16 protein-coding genes and 3 pseudogenes are annotated in these 20201 nt (G+C 64.0%); 9 read left to right on the forward strand and 10 right to left on the reverse strand.

What is annotated here, in order from left to right; genetic code table 11:
• Positions 1-106 precede the first annotated feature (106 nt).
• From mtgA to ACVWW3_RS33155, 3 genes are all read left to right on the forward strand, one after another.
• Positions 107-781: a monofunctional biosynthetic peptidoglycan transglycosylase gene (mtgA, locus tag ACVWW3_RS33145; RefSeq protein ID WP_456651874.1), complete on the forward strand. Its 675-nt coding sequence runs from the start codon at positions 107-109 to the stop codon at positions 779-781.
• 168 nt (positions 782-949) lie between these two features.
• Positions 950-1132 (forward strand): 50S ribosomal protein L32, encoded by a 183-nt coding sequence (rpmF, locus tag ACVWW3_RS33150; RefSeq protein WP_007598106.1) that lies wholly within the window; start codon positions 950-952, stop codon positions 1130-1132.
• 142 nt (positions 1133-1274) lie between these two features.
• Positions 1275-1916 carry a hypothetical protein gene (locus ACVWW3_RS33155; RefSeq protein ID WP_354048111.1) on the forward strand — a complete coding sequence of 214 codons (642 nt, stop codon included), beginning with the start codon at positions 1275-1277 and terminating at the stop codon, positions 1914-1916.
• A 6-nt stretch (positions 1917-1922) separates the two neighbouring features.
• On the opposite strand, the gene ACVWW3_RS33160 is transcribed toward ACVWW3_RS33155, so the two are convergent.
• On the reverse strand, positions 1923-2183 hold the full coding sequence (locus ACVWW3_RS33160; protein WP_247351715.1) for a hypothetical protein: 261 nt from the start codon (positions 2181-2183) through the stop codon (positions 1923-1925).
• Between the two features lie 221 nt (positions 2184-2404).
• On the opposite strand from ACVWW3_RS33160, the gene ACVWW3_RS33165 reads away from it, so the two are divergent.
• On the forward strand, positions 2405-4099 hold the full coding sequence (locus tag ACVWW3_RS33165; RefSeq protein ID WP_456651873.1) for an EAL domain-containing protein: 1695 nt from the start codon (positions 2405-2407) through the stop codon (positions 4097-4099).
• 10 nt (positions 4100-4109) lie between these two features.
• Here ACVWW3_RS33165 and ACVWW3_RS33170 read toward each other — a convergent pair.
• The 7 genes and pseudogenes from ACVWW3_RS33170 to ACVWW3_RS33200 all read right to left on the reverse strand — a co-directional run bounded on the left by ACVWW3_RS33170 (position 4110) and on the right by ACVWW3_RS33200 (position 13805).
• Positions 4110-5619 (reverse strand): annotated as a pseudogene (locus ACVWW3_RS33170) (tripartite tricarboxylate transporter permease).
• A 4-nt stretch (positions 5620-5623) separates the two neighbouring features.
• Positions 5624-6109: a tripartite tricarboxylate transporter TctB family protein gene (locus ACVWW3_RS33175; protein ID WP_247351720.1), complete on the reverse strand. Its 486-nt coding sequence runs from the start codon at positions 6107-6109 to the stop codon at positions 5624-5626.
• Between the two features lie 187 nt (positions 6110-6296).
• Complete coding sequence (locus ACVWW3_RS33180) at positions 6297-7274, reverse strand: tripartite tricarboxylate transporter substrate binding protein (RefSeq protein ID WP_456651871.1); 978 nt, start codon at positions 7272-7274, stop codon at positions 6297-6299.
• 204 nt (positions 7275-7478) lie between these two features.
• The gene (locus ACVWW3_RS33185; RefSeq protein ID WP_456651870.1) at positions 7479-10346 is read right to left on the reverse strand and encodes a PAS-domain containing protein; all 2868 of its coding nucleotides are present in this window, start codon (positions 10344-10346) and stop codon (positions 7479-7481) included.
• A gap of 253 nt (positions 10347-10599) precedes the next feature.
• Positions 10600-11475 (reverse strand): acyl-CoA acyltransferase, encoded by an 876-nt coding sequence (locus ACVWW3_RS33190; RefSeq protein ID WP_456672273.1) that lies wholly within the window; start codon positions 11473-11475, stop codon positions 10600-10602.
• A gap of 37 nt (positions 11476-11512) precedes the next feature.
• The gene (locus ACVWW3_RS33195) at positions 11513-12493 is read right to left on the reverse strand and encodes an amino acid--[acyl-carrier-protein] ligase (protein ID WP_456651869.1); all 981 of its coding nucleotides are present in this window, start codon (positions 12491-12493) and stop codon (positions 11513-11515) included.
• Between the two features lie 94 nt (positions 12494-12587).
• A complete protein-coding gene (locus tag ACVWW3_RS33200) occupies positions 12588-13805 on the reverse strand; it encodes an acyl-CoA dehydrogenase family protein (RefSeq protein ID WP_456651868.1) in 1218 nt (405 codons plus the stop codon).
• A 358-nt stretch (positions 13806-14163) separates the two neighbouring features.
• On the opposite strand from ACVWW3_RS33200, the gene ACVWW3_RS33205 reads away from it, so the two are divergent.
• The 3 genes from ACVWW3_RS33205 (at position 14164) to mtnA (ending at position 16590) form a co-directional block, all read left to right on the forward strand.
• Positions 14164-14436, forward strand: coding sequence for a phosphopantetheine-binding protein (locus ACVWW3_RS33205; protein WP_456651867.1), 273 nt, complete (start codon positions 14164-14166; stop codon positions 14434-14436).
• Positions 14437-14580: 144 nt separating this feature from the next.
• Positions 14581-15456 carry an S-methyl-5'-thioadenosine phosphorylase gene (locus ACVWW3_RS33210; protein WP_456651866.1) on the forward strand — a complete coding sequence of 292 codons (876 nt, stop codon included), beginning with the start codon at positions 14581-14583 and terminating at the stop codon, positions 15454-15456.
• An 18-nt stretch (positions 15457-15474) separates the two neighbouring features.
• Positions 15475-16590, forward strand: a complete 1116-nt coding sequence (mtnA, locus tag ACVWW3_RS33215) for an S-methyl-5-thioribose-1-phosphate isomerase (RefSeq protein ID WP_456651865.1) — start codon at positions 15475-15477, stop codon at positions 16588-16590.
• A gap of 131 nt (positions 16591-16721) precedes the next feature.
• Here mtnA and ACVWW3_RS33220 read toward each other — a convergent pair whose 3' ends face one another.
• Positions 16722-17357 carry an HAD-IA family hydrolase gene (locus ACVWW3_RS33220; RefSeq protein WP_456651864.1) on the reverse strand — a complete coding sequence of 212 codons (636 nt, stop codon included), beginning with the start codon at positions 17355-17357 and terminating at the stop codon, positions 16722-16724.
• 104 nt (positions 17358-17461) lie between these two features.
• On the opposite strand from ACVWW3_RS33220, the pseudogene ACVWW3_RS33225 reads away from it, so the two are divergent.
• Together ACVWW3_RS33225 and ACVWW3_RS33230 are read left to right on the forward strand one after the other, a co-directional pair.
• Positions 17462-18224 (forward strand): annotated as a pseudogene (locus ACVWW3_RS33225) (S1 family peptidase).
• 124 nt (positions 18225-18348) lie between these two features.
• Positions 18349-19851, forward strand: coding sequence for a flavin-containing monooxygenase (locus tag ACVWW3_RS33230; protein WP_456651862.1), 1503 nt, complete (start codon positions 18349-18351; stop codon positions 19849-19851).
• A 71-nt stretch (positions 19852-19922) separates the two neighbouring features.
• On the opposite strand, the pseudogene ACVWW3_RS33235 reads toward ACVWW3_RS33230, so the two are convergent.
• A pseudogene (locus ACVWW3_RS33235) lies at positions 19923-20129 on the reverse strand (response regulator transcription factor); the annotation flags it as partial.
• Between the last annotated feature and the right edge of the window lie 72 nt (positions 20130-20201).

The raw sequence follows: 20201 nt of genomic DNA on the forward strand, positions 1-20201 counted from the left end.
CAGTCAATCGTTTGGAAGGCCTAAAAAGTGCTGGAAAACGCCCGAATTATCACAGACTTAATGCCGGGCCCGTGGCCGCGTTACGTTCTGCGCCGGAAAGGTTGATTTGCGCGTCGTCAAAACCCTTCTCCTGGTGCTGGTGGTCGCGGCTCTCGCGCCCTATGTGATCGCGCCGTTCTACCGCATTGGCCATCCCGTTTCGACGCTGATGGCCTGGCGCTCGCTCCGGGCCGCGCCGATGCAGCGGGAATGGATCGATCTGGCGGCGATGTCGCCCTCACTGCCGCGCTCGGTGGTGGCGGCCGAGGACGCCCATTTCTGCAAGCATCACGGCATCGACTGGGGCGCGCTGCGTGAGGCCATCGACGACGCGCAGGAGGACGGCACCCCGTTCCGGGGCGCTTCCACCATCACCCAGCAGCTGGCGAAAAACCTGTTCCTCTGGCAGGGGCGCGATTTTGTCCGCAAGGCGCTGGAATTCCCGCTGGCGCTGTGGATCGACTTGGTCCTGCCCAAGGCGCGGATCCTGGAGATCTACCTCAACATCGCCGAACTGGGACCGCAGGGCCAGTTTGGGGTGGAGGCGGCCAGCACCTATGCCTTCGGCAAGTCAGCCGCCAGTCTTTCCCTCCGGGAGGCCGCCCTTTTGGCCTCAATCCTGCCGAATCCGGTCAAACGTAGCGCCAGGACGCCGGGACCGGGCGTCCGGCGGCTGGCCGGGACCTATGTTGCGCGGGCGCAGGCGAGCTCGCTTTCGACCTGCTGGCGGGAAAATCGCTGATTTCGGGTCCTTTTCGGGCGCATTTTCCGTCCCAGAACCCTAGATTTAAGCCCGACCTTCCTCTATAAGCCCGGCCTTGACCGGCATTCAGCTCGCCTCGGTTTGCGGGTGCTGAGCCGTCCCCTCGCGGACGATGCCCCGAAACACCAATCCCTAGAGGATATTGAAATGGCCGTTCCGAGAAGAAAAACCTCGCCGTCGCGTCGTGGCATGCGCCGCTCGGCAGACGCCATCAAAAAGCCGACCTATGTGGAAGACAAGGACTCCGGCGAGCTCCGTCGTCCGCATCATCTCGACCTCAAGACCGGCATGTACAAGGGCCGTCAGGTCCTGAAGAAGAAAGAGTCCTGAATTCAGGACCTTTCCCCAGGCAGGATGATTTCGCCTGCCTGATTTCGGCCAACCCATGAGATATGACAGTAACGGCGGCGGAGCGAATGCTTCGCCGCCGCATTGTCCTGTCTGGATATCTTGATCGAGAAGGCATTCGCCGATGGTCGGTTTCCCGCTGCTTCTGATCCCGCTCGCGGTCTACAACATCATCGCCTTCCTGATGCCGAGCGTGTCCTTTACGGACGTGCTGTTCAAGGTTCCGATGATCACGGGCGAGGCCTGGCCGGTCACACTCGCCGACGTGATGCTCGCGCTTGGCGTCGTGCTGTTGCTGCTCGAGGTGGTCAAGGGCGCGCGGCCCGGCTCGAAATTCCTGATGGATCATTTGCTGTCGCTGATCGTGTTCGGCGCGGCTGCGGCCGAATTCGTGATGTGGCCGAAATTCGGCAACTCCACCTATTTCCTTTTGGTGCTGCTCGCGATGGCCGACTTCCTCGGCGGCATCGCCCAGCGCACGCGCCGCCGCGGCGCCTATGTCGCCGAGACTGTGCCGGCATCGCGCAAGGCCAGGCGCCAGGCTGAAGTGGCAGCCGATGAAGCGGTGGTCGAGTCCAAGTTCGAGCCAGTCTCTGCGCCGGCGGTGCCGCCCGCATCCGCACCCTCCGCGCAGTCGGTCGCCGAATCCGTGCTGATCGATCACCCCGCGCCGAAGCCGGCTCAGAGCACGTCCTCGCCGGAAATCCCCTCGCCGCACCTTCAGCCCGGCAACGGCACGCCGTCGTCTCCCGACGCGCCGCGCTGATCTACTTCAAGCCACCTGCCGCGTGCGCGCGGTGACGCTCGGAAGCGGATGCTTGCTGCCATAGGCTACCTGCGCATCCTCGGAAGACGCACGGCGGAGCCGGCTCGTCTGGGGCAGGTTCTCGGCATTGGCAATGAGCTGGGTGACGAAGCTGGGATCGGGGCGCGGCAGCGGCGCCTTGTGGACCCACTGCAAAATCGGCAGCTGCGGCACCAGGGCCGTGCCCGTGCCGTTGTCCGCCTGGTCCGATCGGTTCGTACTCAACATCGCTATCACCGTTGATCCGGCAAGCCTGTCGCGTTTCGGGACGCTGGCGCCGGTGCGTGTCATGTACTCGCAAGGCCTATGCCGGACGGGCCGGTTTGGTTCCTGCGGCGTGAGGAAACGTGGTTTCCAAATTGTTTATCAACTTTGCCTAGGGTCAATGGCGAATCTGGCTTTATCCTGTGCCGACTCAGGACTCCCCGCTGTCCCGAAACGAGGCGATTTTGACCCCCGCATTGCCGCAAGCCTCCGACATCCTGGCCGCCCTTGGCCAAGCCGTGTTCGCCTGGGACATCGCCAGCGATGCCATGGTCTGGGGTGAGCAGGTCAGCGCCATCTTCCCCGGAATTCCCGCCGAGCGGCTGGCCACCGGCACCGAATTCGCCAAGCTGATCGAGCCCGCTCAATCGCTGCGGACCGCTGCGCTGGCGCAGACCTCCGCCGTGCACGGCGCCGACGGCACGCCCTACCGGGTCGAGTACGGTGTGCGCATGAGCGCTGCCGATCCCGTGGTCTGGATCGAAGAGACCGGCCGCTGGTTCTCGGGACCCGATGGTCGGCCGGTGCGCGCGATCGGCTCCGTCCGCATCAACAATGAGCGCCACGCCCGCGACGAGGAACTGACGAAGCTGGCCCGGCTCGATCCGCTGACCGGCGAGCTCAATCGCTCGCATCTGATCGCGGCGCTGGCCGAGGCGATCGAGGAGACGACCCGTTTCCGGTCGACCGCGGCCTTCATGCTGGTCGGCATCGATCATCTCGCGCGCGTCAACGATGCCTTCGGTTTCGACGTTGCCGATGCCGTGATCCTCGACGTCGCCAAGCGCATCCGTGCGCGCTTGCGCGGCGGCGATGTGCTCGGCCGCTTCTCCGGCAACAAGTTCGGCCTAATCCTGAAGAACTGCACAGTTGACGACATGAACGTCGCCGCCGAGCGCTTCCTCGCCGGTATCCGCGACGAGGTGGTGCCGACCAAATCCGGCCCGGTGTCGGTCACTGCTTCGATCGGCGCGGTCAGCGTGCCGCGCTATGCCCGCAACACCGACGAGGCCGTCAATCGCGCCCATGAGACGCTGGATGCCGCAAAACAACGCCGCGTGGGTTCGTTCGCGACCTGGCGTCCCGATGCCGCGCGCGACGCGCAGCGCCGCGTCAACATCCGCGTTACCGACGAGATCGTCACCGCGCTGAACGAGCGCCGTATCAAGCTCGCCTATGAGCCGGTGGTCTCGGCCGCCTCGCGCGAGCGCGCTTTCCACGAATGCCTGGTGCGGATGGACCAGGGCGGCGGCCAGGTGCTGCTCGCGCCCGACATCGTGCCGGTCGCCGAACGGCTCGGCCTGATCCGCCTGGTCGATCACCGCGTGCTCGAGCTCGTGGTCGCCGAGCTCGCCGCCGCGCCCGACATCTGCCTCAGCCTCAACATCTCGCCAGACACAACGATGGATCCGGACTGGTGGGCCAGCATCGAATCGCTGATGCGCGCGCATCCCGGTGTTGCCGAGCGTCTGATCGTGGAGATCACCGAGACGGTCGCGATCCAGGACATCGACGACGTACGCGGCTTCGTCACGCGGCTGAAGAATTTCGGCAGCCGCATCGCCATCGACGATTTCGGCGCCGGCTACACCTCGTTCCGCAATCTGCGCAAGCTCGGCGTGGATATCGTGAAGATCGACGGCGCCTTCGTGCAGAACATCACCCATTCCGCCGACGACCGCGCCTTCGTGCAGACCCTGATCGACCTCGCCTGCCGCCTCGACATCAAGACGGTGGCCGAATGGGTGCAGGACGAAGAGGCCGCAAACATGCTGCGCGACTGGGGCTGCGACTACATCCAGGGCCGTTTGATCGGGCTCGCGTCGGCCGACCGTCCGTGGAGCGCGTCGCCGGATAACGTGCTGCCTGCGGCAGGCTGAGACAAAACCCTCACGCCCCTTCATCCAGCGCCACCAGCTCGCGCTTTTTGCGCAGCGCCGGCAACAGCGGCGCGACCAGCAGCACCAGCGCCAGTACGAGACACGCCGCCGAGATCGGCCGCTGCACAAAGGTCCAGAGGTCGCCCTGCGACAGGATCAGCGACTTGCGCAGATTGTTCTCCAGCATCGGTCCGAGCACGAAGGCGAGCACCAGCGGGGCCGGCTCGTAGCCGAGCTTGCGCATGAAATAGCCGATGATACCGAATGCGATCATCACATAGACGTCGAACACGTTGTTGCTCGAGCAGTACACGCCGATGATCGTGAACAGGATGATCAGGGGGAAGAGAATGTTGTAGGGCAGCTTGAGCAGCTGCACCCACATGCCGATCATCGGTAGATTGAGGATCAGCAACATGACGTTGCCGATATACATGCTGGCGACGATGCCCCAGAACAGGCCGGGGGTTTTGCGTGATCAGCAGCGGTCCCGGCTGAAGGCCGTGGATGACGAAAGCGCCGAGCAGCAGCGCCATCACCACGTTTGGCGGGATGCCCAGCGTCATCAGTGGGATGAACGCGCCGCCGGCTGCCGCGTTGTTGGCGGATTCTGGGCCTGCGACGCCTTCGATCGCGCCATGGCCAAAACGCTCCGGCGTTTTCGACAGCCGCTTCTCCAGCGCATAGGACGCGAACGAGGCCACCACAGCGCCACCGCCCGGCAGGATGCCGAGCAGGAAGCCGAGCACGGTGCCGCGCGCGACCGGGCCGGCGCTCGCCTGCCAATCGGCCTTGGTGGGCAGGAGTTGCGTAATCCTGGCGTTGATGATGTCGCGCTTGATCGCCTGCTCGATGTTGAGCAACACCTCGGCGACCCCGAACAGGCCCATCACGACGGGGACGAGTCCGATACCGTCGATCAGCTCCATGCGGCCGAATGTCAGCCGCGGCTGCGCCGTGATGCTGTCGAGCCCGATCAGTCCGAGCACGACACCCGTGCATGCCATCAACAGCGCCTTTGGCATCGAGCCCTGGGTGAGGAAGGTGAGCACCACGAGGCCCAGCACCATCAGGCTGAAATACTCGGCCGGGCCAAACGCGATCGCAATGCCCGCAAGCCGAGGCGCCACCAGCATCAGCGCGACCAGCGAAAACGTGCCGGCGATGAAGGAACCGAAGGCAGAGATGCCTAGCGCAGGGCCAGCTCGGCCCTGCTTCGCCATCTGGTGGCCGTCGATACAGGTGACGACTGAAGCTGCTTCGCCGGGGATGTTGACCAGGATCGAGGTGGTCGAGCCGCCATACATCGAGCCGTAATAGATGCCCGCCATCATGATGATGCCGGACTCCGGCGTTCCCGACAGCGTCACCGGAAGCAACAGCGACATCGCCGAGATCGGCCCGATGCCCGGCAGTACGCCGACCAGCGTGCCGATGAAGACGCCAATGAAGCAATAGAGCAGGTTGATCGGTAGCAGCGCGACGCCAAACCCGTGCGCGACGTTGACGAGCGTGTCCATGCGGCTAACCCATCCCGAACAGGCCCGAGGGCAACTGGATCAGCAGCACCCGCTCGAGCACCCACCACATCCCGAGCGGCACCAGCACCGCGACCGGGATCGCCAGTGTCCAGCGCACGGGATCGATCAACCGTAACAAGAGCAGCATCAACGGGATCGACGATAACAGGAATCCCAGCGGCTCCAGGGCAAAGGAGAATGCGGTGAGGCAGGCGATGACGAGGAGTGGTTTGCCCCAGCTCACATTATCCCAGCGTGAGGCCAGCGTCGGGCCGCCCTCCGTGATGGCCGAAATGATAATGCTGACCGCGAACACGCACATCAAGATGCCCGTGTAGAACAGCACGTAGCCGGAGCCGGGGTCGTTGATGGTGCCGAGCTTGAGCTTAACGCCCTGCCAGATCACGAAGCCGCCCAGCGCGAGCCCGATCAACCCGCCCCAGAGTTCGGAGTTGTTGAGGCGGAGTTTGACGTTGGTTTTGTCGTTCATAGACGCCCTCTCGGCCGTTTCCCGGACGCTGCGCAGCGCCATAAGTGCGTTCACGCACGTCTTCGACATGCTATGGCGGTGCGCTGCAGATCCGGGGTCCATAGATGCGTGGCAAATGTAGATCCCGGACGCGACGCAGCGCTGGAGAAGCGCTGCACGGCGTCCGAGACATAAAAGTGGCTCAATCCTACTTCTTCGCAAGCCCGAGCGTGTCGATCACCTTGCGCTCTGACTCCGTGACCTCGACGACGAACTTCCTGTAGTCCTCGGTATTCTTGTAGCTCGGCACCATGTCGTATTTGGCGAGCGTGGCGATCACCGCGGGGTCCTCGACCGCCTTCTTGAAGGCGTCGTGCAGCTTGGCGACGATCTTGGGATCCATGCCCTTGGGTCCTGCGATGCCGAACGGGGAATCAAAGACCATGGGATAGCCGAGCTCCTTCAGCGTCGGCACGTCAGGATAGTTCGGCGACCGCGCCCCGGTCCAAACCATGAGAAGCTTCAGCTTGCCGGCGTCAACCAAGGGCCGCCAACCGGTGGAGTCGGCTTGCAGCATGGTGTGTTGGCCGAGTACCGCGGCGTTGGTCTCTGCCCCGCCCTTGAACGGCACCTGCGTGAGCTTGATGCCGGACATCGCGGCGATCTGCTCCATGCCGATATGAAGCGAGGTGCCGGTGCCCGGCGTCGCGTAGGTCACCTTGCCCGGATTTGCCTTCGCGAACGCAACCACGTCTTTCCAGGACTTGAACTGCGACTCCGCGCTGGTGGTTACGCCGAAGGTGTAGCCGGTGAGATGAATGATGTAGGTAAAATCTTTTGCCGGATCCCACGACACCTCCTGCATCAGGGGCAGGCGGAAGACGGTGACCGGAAGCTGTGAGATGGTGTAGCCGTCCGGCTTTGCGGCCGCGGCCATGGTGGCAGGTCCGACCGTGCCGCCGCCGCCCGCCTTGTTGTCGATCACGATCGGCTGCCCCAGGACCTTGGAGGCGCTGTCGGCGATCGCGCGCATCGAGATGTCGGTCGATCCGCCGGCCGGCCATGGCACGATCAGCGTCACCGGTTTGGTGGGATAGTCCTGCGCACCGGCGGCGGTTGCGAGCAACGCGCTCACGACGGTATGCATGGCGGCAAACGCGATTGTCTTCAGCCCGTATCGCGACATCGAAATTCCTCCCTCGCAGTGGCCTCGTTCGGGCCGCCGTTTCTCATTGTTATGACGGGATTGTCCCCGAAATCATGGGAGAAGAAAAGCGCATTGCGCGGCGGCTCCGCCGGGGCGAGACGGTGATTCCGGCGAAAAACGCACGTGCGACAATTGGTCGTTTGGAAGTGTGCCGAGATACGGAATTTGCCGTCGGCGGAGCCTTTACGCCACGCGGCGGACTGCGTTCAGCGTCTCGATCATGCGCTCGACTTCGGCGGCCGGGCAGGGCTTGCCGAAATAATATCCCTGCACGTCGGTGCAGCCGCATTCGCGCACGAAATCGAGTTGCTCCGCCGTCTCCACACCTTCCGCCGTGGTCTCGACGCCGAGCACCGAGCCAAGGCTGGCGATGGTGCGGACGATCGCCACGCTCTCCGGGCTTTCGCCGAGGGTGCCGACGAAGGAGCGGTCGATCTTGATGCGGTCGAACGGGAATTTGCGCAGATAGCTCAGCGAGGAATAGCCGACGCCGAAATCGTCGAGACTGACACGCACCCCTAACGCGCGGAGCTGGTGCAGGATCTCGATCGTCGCCTCGCTGTCGTCGAGCAGCGCCGTCTCGGTGACCTCGAGCTCGAGCCGGTGCGGCGGCAGGCCGGCCTCCGCAAGCGCGCTCGTGACCATCGCCACCAGCCCGCGCGCGCGGAACTGCACCGGCGACAGGTTCACCGCGACGGTGAGATCGGGCCAGGACACGGCAGTCGCGCACGCCGTGCGCAGCACCCATTCGCCGATCGGAACGATCAACCCGTTCTCTTCCGCGATCGGGATGAATTCGGCCGGCGAGACGACGCCGCGCGACGGATGTTTCCAGCGCAGCAGCGCTTCGAAGCCGGTGAGCTCGGTCGAATCGAGCCGCACCTGCGGCTGGAACACTAGGTGGAATTCCCGTGCCTCCAGCGCGCCGTGCAGGTCGTGCTCCAGCGCGTGCCGGCTCCGGGCCTCTTCCTCCATCTCGGGCTCGAACAGTTGATAGGCGCCGCGCCCCTTGGCCTTGGCCTGGTACAGCGCGAGGTCGGCACATTTCATCAGCTCGTCGGCATCGAGCCCGTGCTCGGGCGCGATTGCGATGCCGACGGAGACGCCGACATGGATCGACTGGTTCTCCAGCGGCGGCGGGTGACCGATGACCTCAACCAGGCGGCGTGCGAGCTTTTCCGCCGATTGCGGCTGCGGTCCGCGCTGGAGAACGGCGAATTCGTCGCCGCCGAGCCGCGCGACGGTGTCGTGCTCGCCGACATTCTCTTTCAGCCGCGCCGCGACCCAACGCAACAGCCGGTCGCCGGCCGCGTGGCCGAGGCGGTCATTGACGGTCTTGAAATTGTCGAGGTCGAAGCACAGCACCGCCATCGCGCCGCCGGCGATCGCGACCTGGTTCAACCCCTCGCCCATCTTCTCGCGGAACAGCGTGCGGTTGGGCAGGTCAGTGAGCGAATCGTGCCGGGCCATGTGCGCCACGCGGGCCTGCGCCTTGTGGCGCTCGGTGACGTCCTCATAGGTGACGACCCAGCCGCCGTGCTCCATTCGCTTGTGATTGAACTTGATGATGCGGCCGTCGCTCAGATGGTGGTGCAGCGTGTGCTCGCCCTCGCGCAACCTCTCGACATAGTCGGCATAGAGCCGCGCGGCGGTGGTATTCGGATGGATGCCGAGGTCGCAGCTGTGCTCCATGATCTCGCGCATCGAGACGCCCGGCTTCACCAATTCGGGCGACAGTCCGTACATCTCGATATAGCGGCGGTTGCAGACGATCACGCGCAGGCTCGGATCGAGCATGCACAGGCCCTGGCTCATGTTGTTCAGAGCCGCGTCGAAGCGCCGATACTGCTCGCTCAACTCCTCGACCGCCTGCTCGCGCTCTGTGATGTCCTCATAGGTGGCAACGAAGCCGCCCTCGGCCAGCGCGCAATAGCGCACCGAGATCATGGTGTCGTTCGACATGCGCCGGCGCCTCGGCGAGGAGTCACGGTCGGCGATCCTCGCGCTGGCGGCTTCCAGGAGCTGCTGCGGACTATATTCGGATGAGAACGCGCCGTTCGTCATCGAGCGCTCGATCAGCTCGCCGAGATGCGTGCCGGGTTTGGTCTCCTCCGGCGACAGCCGATAGATCTTCCGGTAGGTGGTATTGCAGACGCGCAGGCGCATGTCGCTGTCGTAGAAGGCGAGCCCGTGCGCCATGTTCTCCAGCGCGGCATCGAGGATGAAGTTCTGCTGCCTCAGCGTCTCCTCGTATTGCAGCCGCTCGGTGACGTCTTCATGCACCGTCACCCAGCCGCCGTCGGGCAGGAAACGGGAGACCGCCTGCACCATCCGTCCGTCGTAGCGCATCACCAGTAGGGTTTTTGCCTTCCTGGCGCACACGTCCTTCAGCCTGGTGTCGTGGAATTCCTCGGCCGACATCCCTGGCAGGTTGCCGCGCGAAAGCCAGTGATCGATGACCTTGCGGTGCGTGACGCCCGGCTTCACGATTTCCGGGTCGAGATTGTAGAGGTTCAGGAAACGTTCGTTGCAGACGACGACGCGGCTGTCGGAATCATACATGATGAGCCCGTGCGACATGTTCGCGAGTGCGTGCTGGCTGCGCTCGGTCTGCACGTGCAGCTCCGCCTCGAGCCGGGCGAGGCGGCTGACGTCGTCGCAGATCGTCATCCAGCCGCCGCCGGGGAGCGGCTTCAGCTCGAGTGCCATGACGAGGCCGCTTGCCAGATGCTGCTCCGTTCGGAACGGTTGACCGTCCGCGATCTGCTTCATGCGCCTGGCATAGAGCGCATCGAGGTCGTTCGCCGGGAAGTTGCCGAGCTCAGCGCTATGAGCGAGCACGTCGCGATAGCTCGTGCCGACCCGCACGATCTCGGCCGACATGTTGAACAGCGTGAGGTAGCGCTGATTGACCAGCACGATCCGGTTGGCGACGTCGTAGACGCAGACGCCTTGCTCCATGTGGTCGAGCGCAAGCTGGCTCAGTCCGACGAGGGCCTCCGGGCCCTCTTCGCGGCGTGCATCAAGCTCGTTGGCGCGGATCGACGTCATGGGGCGGCGGGGTCTCGGCGGGCAATAGACTTAACGCAGCGTAATTCAGTCGCTGAGGGTAGCGAAGAGGCGGGAAAATTCCCTTAAGCGCCGTAGTTTACGGAGGGTGACCAGCGGTGGGGTGCGAGCCCGCAAACGGCCATCCGGCAAGGCCATAGTCCTGTAGCCGGATGTGCAGCAATATCGGGGCGGTCGTTCCCGCATGTCGCTGCGCTCAATGCGGGCTACAGGCCAGGCCGGGGAAATTGATCTTCTACGGCCCGTACAGGACCAGCTCCGTATCAGTGAGGTCGGCGAGCTGCGGCCGGTGCGGGCCTTTGAAATATTTGCGGCCACGCCGCTCGGTGTAGATGCCGACGAGGCCGGGAACCGGGCCATTGGAATCGATGGCAACCGAGATCTTGCCGAGCCGCAGCAGCAGCCGGCCGATGCGGCCTGCGCATTCGGTGTATTCGGCGGCGTTGCGACAGTAGATCAGCTTCATTGCGGGAGGCGCAATGAAGCCGCGGCGGATGCGCACCGGTTGCAGGATGAAAGGGAACGTTCCCTTCGGCGTGCGGCACACGAAGCTGAGGCAATTGTAGCGCGCGTGCCGCGTCAAGAGCTCGGTCTCGGGTTCGGAAAGTCCATCGATCGTCTTGGCGTGCTGCGAGATGACCTCGATCTTGCTCCAGCGGGGCGCGCGCGCCAACGCAGGTACCGAGAAGAATATGCCGCGGCAATAGGCGCGAAAGCCCTGCGTCTCGATGATCGGCCAGGTCCACCGCGCCGGGCTGATGTTGAGATAGGTAACGTCCTTGTGCCGCTGCGCGATCTTGGTCAGGAGCGGGGCGTAGTTGCGGTAGGCCGGATCGACGTACCAGCTCGACAAATTGCAGTGGATGGCGGTCTCGCCGCCGTCCTTCCGCGCCGTGTAGATCAGAAGCAGCACGCCGACCGGCGTGCCGTCATTGTCGAGCATGTAGCCGAAGCGCGGGTAACCTTCCGTCACGGGCCGGAAGGCCTGCCGGCGCAGGCCCTGGATCCAGTAGTTGCGCGAGCGGCCCACGAAGCCGCGCGTCAGCAAGTCCGCGACTGCCTCGACGTCGGACTCGGTAATCTCGCGGCATCGGACCTTGGTGTGGATCACGCTCGTTTTTCCCGTGGAAATGACCGGCCTCGTTCCGTTAGCGCCAGCCTTCGCCATGGGCATCGGCCGCGGCCCGCGACTGCAGGCCCATGATCTCCCGCACCTTGGCAGGCCAGGCGGAAAGGTCGGTGCCGTGGGTGTGGAACATGGCGACGGCTAGGCGGTCCATGCCGAAGGCGACGCAGCCGGTGTGGGCTGGCTCGCCATTGGCGTCCTGGATGTCCCAGGTCGTGCCGAAATGCTCGCGGTGATAGTTGAAGCTCATGCAGGCGGTCGGCTGCTCTTCCGAGCGCAGCGGGATCAGCAGCTCGAACTTGAGCTGCTGCTGCTTCTGGCTCACCGCCTTCATCTGGCCGACGCGACCGAAGAAGGGGTCGCTGGCATAGTCGACGCGGAAGGTGAGACCGAGATCGGTCGCGATCGCCTGCGCGCGCACCATCCAGCGCTCGCGGAAATCGGCGACGTCATCGGGGCTGCCGATGCAGACATATTCCCGCATCCGGAACGACTGCAGCCGGTCGAGATGTTTTGACGGCTCACGGCGGAAGCAGTCGGCGGCGACGTCGAAACGCAGGCCACCCTTCGGCAGCGGGCCGCGGCTCGCCGCGATCGGATAGATGGGATAGCAGGCCGCCGGCGACAGCACGAGGTCTGCCGGCGAGAGCGAGCTGGTCCAGTCGCCGCCGGCATCGAAGCGGCTTACCGCGGCGTTGATCTCGCGCTCGGTGCCGTGCAGGCCACATACGCAGCCGAGCAGGTTCGGAAAGCTCTTGAGATAGCCGGACTTCTCGAGCTGTGAACGGCTCATCACCGGCGGGAAGCGCATCACCTCGGTGCCGGCCTCGCGATGGCTCGTGATCAGTGCGGCGAGCCGCTCGACGATTCCCTCATAGAGCGCGGTGCGGGCGTAGACGCCGTCCGAGCCCATGGAGTGGAACAGCTTGCCGGCGAGATGATCGAGCGGATCGGCCATTTGCGGCGCGGTCTCGGGCGAATTGGGGAGGACGGCAATGTTCATGGTTCGGTGTCCTGCTATCTCAAAATTGTTCTTGTTGGTTTAGTCGCCAAGGTACGTCAGTCACGCCAAGGCACGTCAGGCACGAAGAGGCACGTCAGTCATGAAGGCTGGTCGGCACGCCGCTCATCAGGGTCGATGTCGCGGCATTGGCCAAAATGCGGTCGTTGTTGATCATAATTGGCGATGACAGCACGTCGCGCAGGTGACGGCCCATGGTGAACTCACCGTCGTTGCGGTAACCGGAAAGGCCTGCGGTGCGCATCGCATGCATCACGGTCTCGACCGCGAGCTCCGAGGCCTGCACCTTCAGAAGCGTGATCGAAGACTGGAAGTCGAGCGAGCCGAGCGCGCGTTCGTCGTGTTCGGCACGGGCGAAGGTGTCGATATTGGCTGATATCAGTGCACGCAGCTTGGCGAGCGACATCTTGGCGGCGGTGAAATGCGCGGCCGCCGGCGGCATCTGACCACCCGAGGTGCGGGCCGCCTTGCGGACGAAGGCCTGCGCACGGGTAACTGCGGCTGCAGCGATACCAGCCCAGGCCGAGGACCAGCACAGATGCGCGAACGGCGTCATGGTCTGGGCGTGGATCTTGTCATAGGATTCCGGGAAGACGCGGTCGGCGGGGCAGTCGACCTTCAACTCGAAACCGGTCGAACAGGTGCCGCGCATGCCGAGCGTTTCCCAGCCCAGCGTCCGCTTCAGCGAATAATCGTCCCGGGCGAGCGCCAGCAGCACCTGGTCGGACGCAGAAGCATTGGTGGCGCGGCGGGCGATGGTGACGAGGCCGTCGGCCTCGGCGCCGTAGGAGATCACGGTGGCGTCTCGCACGAGCGAGACGGTATCGCCGGCGTGGTCGACCGCAGCCGCGCTGGCGCGGATGTTGCCGCCGTTCTGCCCTTCGGTGGTGGAGGAGGCCAGCAGCCACTGGTCGCGCGCGACCCGGCGCATCATGGTTTCCATCCAGGGAATGCCGTGACCGTGCCTGACGACGCAGGCGACCTTTGTCGTGTGCATCGCGTAGACCATCGACGTGGAGGCGCAGGCGCGTCCGAGCGCGTAGCAGATATCGGTGACGTCGTGGATCGAGGCGCCGAAGCCGCCGAACTCGACCGGGATCATGACGCCGAGCAGCTTCTGCTCGCGCGCGACCTCGAAAGCCTTGTGGGGGAAGCGGGCGTCGCGATCGACCCCGTCTGCGTCGACTGCCGCCGCGGCGGCGGTCCGGGCGGTGCGCTCGACGAGGGAAGGACCCTGCTCGAGATAGCTCGTCTGCGTCTCGTCGACAGTGAGGACTGCTTCACGCACGTTCATGCTCGTCCGCCTCCGGTTTGCCGTTCAGGATCGCCGGCATCATTCGCGATGCCGCTTGAGCGATCCTCCGACCATCTTTGCTTATGAGATGAGGCTACGGATTTAATTCAAATTCGTCGATGAAATAGAGGGTAAACAAAGTCCAATTCCGAACAAGCAGTTAAGGTCGGGTTGTTTGCATCGCCCGTATTTCCGCGATCGCGTTAGGGATCTGTAAGAAGCCGGAATTCCAGACAATCTGAGTCATCGTTTACTAAGAAACGCGAAGTAATGGTGGCGTCCATTGCGGGATCGGCCCGCCGTGCCCATCGTAGCCGGCAACCGGTCCGACCTTTAACAGACAGATGGGAATTTGCCGATGCAGGGCTTCGATACCGAATTGCGCAATCGCGTCATCAAGCTGGTGAAGGGCATTCTCGCACAGAATTCGCTTGCCGCTGACGTCACGCCGCAGGCCAGGCTCGTCGACGTCGGCCTGACCTCGATGGACATGGTCAATCTGATGCTCGGCGTCGAAGCCGAGTTCGACTTCACGATTCCCCAGTCCGAGATCACACCGGAGAACTTCCAGTCCATCGAGACGCTGGAGCGCATGGTGGCGACCCAGCTGCAGCCGGCGACCGCGGCCTAGTCAGCCCCTCCGGGACGACACGGAATATGCGGCGTCGCTCCTCACAGCATCGACACCCCGCCCACCACCCCCGTTCCAAAAGCGCCGCAAAACTGGCATAGCTTCTCCGCGGGATCGCGATGGCGCGAACGGGGTGGAGCAGGCATGACGCAGGCGGTATTGGGCATCATAGGCGGCTCCGGCATCTACGATCTGCCGGGACTCGAGGACGCTCGCGAACAGGTGATCAAGAGCCCCTGGGGTGAGCCGTCGGCGTCCTTGCGGCGCGGCTCCATGGCCGGCCTGCCGATCGTGTTCCTGCCGCGCCATGACAAAGGCCACCGGCTGTCGCCTTCCGACATCAACTATCGCGCCAATATCGACGTCCTGAAGCGCGCCGGCGTCACCGACCTGATCTCGCTGTCGGCCTGCGGCTCGTTCAGGGAGGAGCTGCCGCCCGGCACCTTTGTTCTCGTCGACCAGTTCGTCGATCGCACCCACAAGCGCGAGAGCTCGTTCTTCGGCCGGGGCTGCGTCGCACATGTGTCGATGGCGCACCCGGTCTCGCCGCGCTTGCGTATTCATCTTGCCGTGGCCGCTGAAGCCGAGGGCATCGCGTTTGCGCGCGGCGGCACCTATGTCTGCATGGAGGGACCGCAATTCTCCACCTATGCGGAAAGCATGACCTACAAGACACTGGGTTATTCCGTGATCGGCATGACCAACATGCCTGAAGCGAAACTCGCGCGTGAGGCGGAGCTTTGCTACGCCACCGTCGCGATGGTGACGGATTTCGACTGCTGGCATCCCGATCATGACGCCGTCACCGTGCAGGACATCATCCGCGTGCTCAGCTCGAACGCCGACAAGGCGAAGGCGCTGGTGGCGCGGCTGGCCAAGGATTTCCCGCGCGAGCATGAACCGTGTCCGATCGGTTCGGACCGCGCGCTCGACACTGCGCTCATCACCGCGCCCGAGGCGCGCGATCCCGAACTTTTGAAGAAGCTCGATGCGGTGGCCGGCCGCATCCTGCGGGCGTGATACGAAAGGCAGAATGCCATGAAGGTCGACGGCAAGCATTTCCGCAGCATCTGGCGTGAGCGCGACGGCTGGTCGGTCGGCGCGATAGACCAGCGCCGGCTGCCGCATGAGTTCATCATTGCAAAGCTGGCCTCGTGCGAGGACGCGGCCCTCGCCATCCGCGACATGCTGGTGCGCGGGGCGCCGCTGATCGGCGCGACCGCAGCTTACGGCATGGCGCTCGCGATGCGCGAAGATGCCTCGGATGCCGGTCTTAGGCGCGCTTACGATACGCTCGTGGTGGCGCGGCCGACCGCGATCAATCTGAAATGGGCGCTGGACGAGATGCGCGCGACGCTCGCGCCGGTCGATCCGCTCGAACGCGCGGAGGCCGCCTATGCGCGCGCCGACGAGATCGTCGAGCAGGACGTCGAGATCAACCGTGGCATCGCTGGCAACGGCCTGAAACTCGTTGAGGCGATCGTCGCAAGGAAGAAGCCGGGCGAGACCGTCAATTTGCTGACGCATTGCAATGCCGGCTGGCTTGCCACCGTCGACTGGGGCACGGCAACAGCGCCGATCTATATGGCGCATGAGCGCGGCATCAAGGTCCATGTCTGGGTCGACGAGACGCGCCCGCGCAACCAGGGTGCCTCGCTCACGGCCTGGGAGCTCGGCCATCACGGCGTGCCGCATACGGTGATTGCCGACAACACCGGCGGGCATCTGATGCAGCATGGCATGGTCGATCTCGCCATCGTGGGCACCGATCGTGTTGCCGCCAATGGCGATGTCTGCAACAAGATCGGCACTTATCTGAAGGCGCTCGCCGCGTACGACAATAACGTGCCGTTCTATGTCGCGCTGCCGTCGCCGACGATCGATTTCGCCGTTGATGACGGCATCCGCGACATCCCGATCGAGCAGCGCAGCGGCACGGAGGTCACCGACATGACCGGCCGCACCGCGGATGGACGGCTGGAGACGGTGCGGATCGTGCCGGAGGGCTCGCCGGTCGCGAACTACGCGTTCGACGTGACCCCGGCGCGGCTCGTCACCGGCCTCATCACCGAGCGCGGCGTGCTGAAGCCGGATCGTGCGTCACTCGCGGCTGCGTTTCCGGAGCGGCTCGCTACGGCGGCGGCGGCTGATTAGGATGTGTAATCCCTCACCCTGAGGAGCCGCGCTTGCGTGGCGTCTCGAAGGGCGAGGGGCACGAGCGGGGCCTTCATCCTTCGAGACGCGCGCAAGGGCGCGCTCCTCAGGATGAGGAGTTGTAAGCGTCGCTAGCTCAGCTTCAATCCCGTCGCGGCTTCCAGTTCGGCGATCGCCTGGGCGCCGCTGGTGACCTTGATCGTTTTCATGCCCATCTCGCGTGCCGGCTTCAGATTGACGCCGAGATCGTCGAGATAGACGCAGTTGTTCGGATCAACCTTCAGCGTCTCGACCATCAGCTGATAAATGCGTGGATCGGGCTTGCGCAGGCCGATCTTGGCGGACTCGATGACATGGTCGAACAGCACCATCACCTCGGCGACATAGAGTGAGCGGCCGGTCATGCTGCCGATCGCATTGGCCGGCAAATTGTTGGTAATGCAGCCGGTCTTGAATTGCGTCTTGATGCGCTTCAGTGCCTCGACCATCTCGGGGCGCAGATCGCCCTGCAGCAGCGGCAGGACGTCACGCCCGCGCACTTCCGCGCCGCGCGCGAGTGACTCCGTCGCGAACAGCTTGTCGAATGTGTCGATATCGACCTCGGCGCGCTCGAACTTGGCCCAGGCATTCTCCAGATGATTGGCGGCGTTGGTACGCCGGATGATGTCGATGGGCAGGCCGCGTTCCGCCTCGTACCGCGCGAAGGCTTCGAATGGCGAACTCGTCAGCACACCGCCAAAATCAAAGATCACAGCCTCGATCGTCACTGCCCTGCCCTCGTCAATTCCTTTCCAAGAGCGCTAGCATGCGCTATCGGCAAGGACCAGTCCGAAGCGATCCTCCGCATTCACCGACGCCAAAGCGTGTTCCCATGAAGAAGCTTGCAACCCTCATCACAGCCGCTCTGCTGCTCGCCACGCCCGCTTATGCCATCGTGGGTGGCGGCACGCCGCAGACCGATGGTGCCGCGCACGCGCGCAGTCGTCACCATCGTCGGCTCGCGCGGTAATTTCTGCACGGGCAGCCTGATCGCGCCAAAGCTGGTGCTGACGGTCGCCCACTGCGTGCAGCCCGGCGCGGACTACAAGATTGTCGATCGCGGTGCCGACGGTCAGCCGCAATTACTGAATGTGCGCACCGTTGCGATCCATCCGAACTTCAACATGCAGGCGATGCAGGCGCACCGCGCCACCGCGGACGTGGCATTGCTGCAACTGGAAATTCCACTCAAGGGAAAATCGACGGTGCCGGTCGGCGCGCCGACTATTCCGATCCAGGCCGGCAGCCGCTTCGTCGTCGCCGGCATCGGCGTCACCGTGCGCGGCGATGGCAAGAGTGGCGGTGTGACGCGTGTCGCCGGTCTCGTTGCCACAGGGCAGCCCGGCACGCTCCAGATCCGGCTGGTCGATCCGGTAACTAACGGTGTTCGCGACGGAATTGGCGCCTGCACCGGCGATTCCGGCGGCCCGGTGTTCGAGGACAAGCCGAACGGGCCTGTGCTTGTCGGCGTCATCAGTTGGTCCACCGGGCCGAACGGCGCCGCCGGCTGCGGCGGATTGACCGGGGTCACGCCGCTCACGCTCTATCGCGACTGGATATTGCAGACCGCGCGGGGCTGGGGTGCGGCGCTGTGATTTGACCGCGATTTGGTCTATGCCATTTTAAAGCGGAAGCGCGATGGGCGACCACGCCCGTCGCGGAGGAAACGCGCCGTTCGGTCAAGGGCGGCCACAAAAACAAGCAAGGCAAGTAGCAACAATGAATGTCGCTGTTCGCAGTCACGTCACGACCAAACAAGCTTCTGAACATTTCGATGTGCTGATCGTCGGCGCCGGCATCTCTGGCATCGGCAGCGCCTATCACATGACAAAGCAGCTTCCGGGCGCGAGCTTCGTCATCCTGGAAACGCAGGCGACGTTCGGCGGCACCTGGACCACGCATCGCTATCCCGGCATCCGCTCGGACAGCGATCTCCACACCTTCGGTTATAGCTTCAAGCCCTGGGTCGGACCGCCCATCGCAACCGCCGAGGAAATCCTCACCTACATGAACGAGGTGATCGACGACAACGATATCGCCCGCCACATCCGCTATAAGCACAAGATCATTTCGGCGAGCTGGTCGAGCGAGCAGAATCTCTGGACCATCGAGGCGGTGACGACCGACACCGGCGAATCGAAAACTTTCACGGCGAACTTCCTCTGGATGTGCCAGGGCTATTACCGCCATTCGGAAGGCTACACGCCGGAATGGAAGGGCACGGACCGCTTCAAGGGCCGCATCGTTCATCCGCAGACCTGGCCTGAAGATATCGACCTCACGAACAAGAAGGTCGTCGTGATCGGCTCGGGCGCGACGGCCGCAACGCTGGTTCCGAATATTGCGGACAAATGCGCGCATGTCACCATGCTGCAGCGGTCGCCGACCTATTTTCGCCTCGGCCGCAACGCTATCGAGATCGCGGAGGAGCTGCGCAGGCTTCAGGTCGACGAGGAATGGATCCACGAGATTGTCCGGCGCAAAATCCTGTTCGAGCAGGACGCGTTCACCAAGCTTTGCCTGTCAAAACCCGAGCAGGTGAAGCAGGAGCTGATCGGCCAGATCAGCGCGGTGCTCGGTCCGGACTACGATGTCGACACACATTTCACACCAAGCTACCGGCCGTGGCGGCAGCGCATCGCCTTCGTGCCCGATGCCGATTTGTTCAAGGGTATCGCCAGCGGCAAGGCGTCCGTCGTCACCGACGAGATCGAGTGCTTCGTCGAGAACGGTATCCAGCTCAAATCCGGCAAAGTGCTGGAAGCGGACATCATCGTCACGGCGACCGGCTTCCATCTCGCAGCTCTCGGCGACATCGCCTTCGAGATCGACGGTAAGCCGCTGGCCTTCGGCGACACCGTGACCTATCGCGGCATGATGTTTACGGGCGTGCCGAACCTGGTCTGGGTGTTCGGCTATTTCCGCGCCAGCTGGACGCTGCGCGTCGATCTCGTCGCCGACTTCGTCTGTCGCCTGATCGGACACATGAAGGGGAAGGGCGCGAAGAAGGTCGAGGTGAGCTTGCGCCCTGAGGACCACAACATGCCGATCCTGCCCTGGATCGATCCGGAAAACTTCAACCCGGGCTACATGATGCGCAACATGGACCTGCTGCCGAAGCGCGGCGACAAGCCGGAATGGCAGCACAGCCAGGACTACTGGACCGAGAAGGACGAAATCCCGAAGACGGATCTGGATGACGCGGCGTTTGTGTATGGGTGAGGATAGCTTGTGCTAGCGGCGGACGACGCCATTTATTCGACTGGCAACGTCGCACCTCATTCGTAGCAAGACTACGAATTCCGCCGCGTCGCATTGGTCGCAATCGCCGCCGCGGCGGTGCGGTTCTCCACGCCGAGCTTGGCGTAGATCTGCTCCAGATGCTTGTCGACCGTGCGCGGGCTCAAGCCCAGAATCTGCACGATGTCGCGGTTGGTTTTGCCTTTGCTGAGCCAGGCCAGCACCTCGCCTTCGCGGGTGGTGAGGCCGAGCTCGCTGGTGCCGGCAAGCAGCACTATCTCGACGTCACCATTGGCGCCATAGGCCATCGCGCGCATGAAACAGCGCGTGCG

It is taken from the genome of Bradyrhizobium sp. LM2.9, from assembly GCF_054056555.1.

What these genes read in the sequence shown, in the direction of transcription:
- ACVWW3_RS33160 (WP_247351715.1), bottom strand. Translation starts at nt 2,183, where the DNA reads ATGTTGAGTACGAACCGATCGGACCAGGCGGACAACGGCACGGGCACG.
- ACVWW3_RS33155 (WP_354048111.1), top strand. Translation starts at nt 1,275, where the DNA reads ATGGTCGGTTTCCCGCTGCTTCTGATCCCGCTCGCGGTCTACAACATC.
- ACVWW3_RS33195 (WP_456651869.1), bottom strand. Translation starts at nt 12,493, where the DNA reads ATGAACATTGCCGTCCTCCCCAATTCGCCCGAGACCGCGCCGCAAATG.
- ACVWW3_RS33200 (WP_456651868.1), bottom strand. Translation starts at nt 13,805, where the DNA reads ATGAACGTGCGTGAAGCAGTCCTCACTGTCGACGAGACGCAGACGAGC.
- mtnA (WP_456651865.1), top strand. Translation starts at nt 15,475, where the DNA reads ATGAAGGTCGACGGCAAGCATTTCCGCAGCATCTGGCGTGAGCGCGAC.
- rpmF (WP_007598106.1), top strand. Translation starts at nt 950, where the DNA reads ATGGCCGTTCCGAGAAGAAAAACCTCGCCGTCGCGTCGTGGCATGCGC.
- ACVWW3_RS33175 (WP_247351720.1), bottom strand. Translation starts at nt 6,109, where the DNA reads ATGAACGACAAAACCAACGTCAAACTCCGCCTCAACAACTCCGAACTC.
- ACVWW3_RS33205 (WP_456651867.1), top strand. Translation starts at nt 14,164, where the DNA reads ATGCAGGGCTTCGATACCGAATTGCGCAATCGCGTCATCAAGCTGGTG.
- ACVWW3_RS33210 (WP_456651866.1), top strand. Translation starts at nt 14,581, where the DNA reads ATGACGCAGGCGGTATTGGGCATCATAGGCGGCTCCGGCATCTACGAT.
- ACVWW3_RS33185 (WP_456651870.1), bottom strand. Translation starts at nt 10,346, where the DNA reads ATGACGTCGATCCGCGCCAACGAGCTTGATGCACGCCGCGAAGAGGGC.
- ACVWW3_RS33230 (WP_456651862.1), top strand. Translation starts at nt 18,349, where the DNA reads ATGAATGTCGCTGTTCGCAGTCACGTCACGACCAAACAAGCTTCTGAA.
- ACVWW3_RS33180 (WP_456651871.1), bottom strand. Translation starts at nt 7,274, where the DNA reads ATGTCGCGATACGGGCTGAAGACAATCGCGTTTGCCGCCATGCATACC.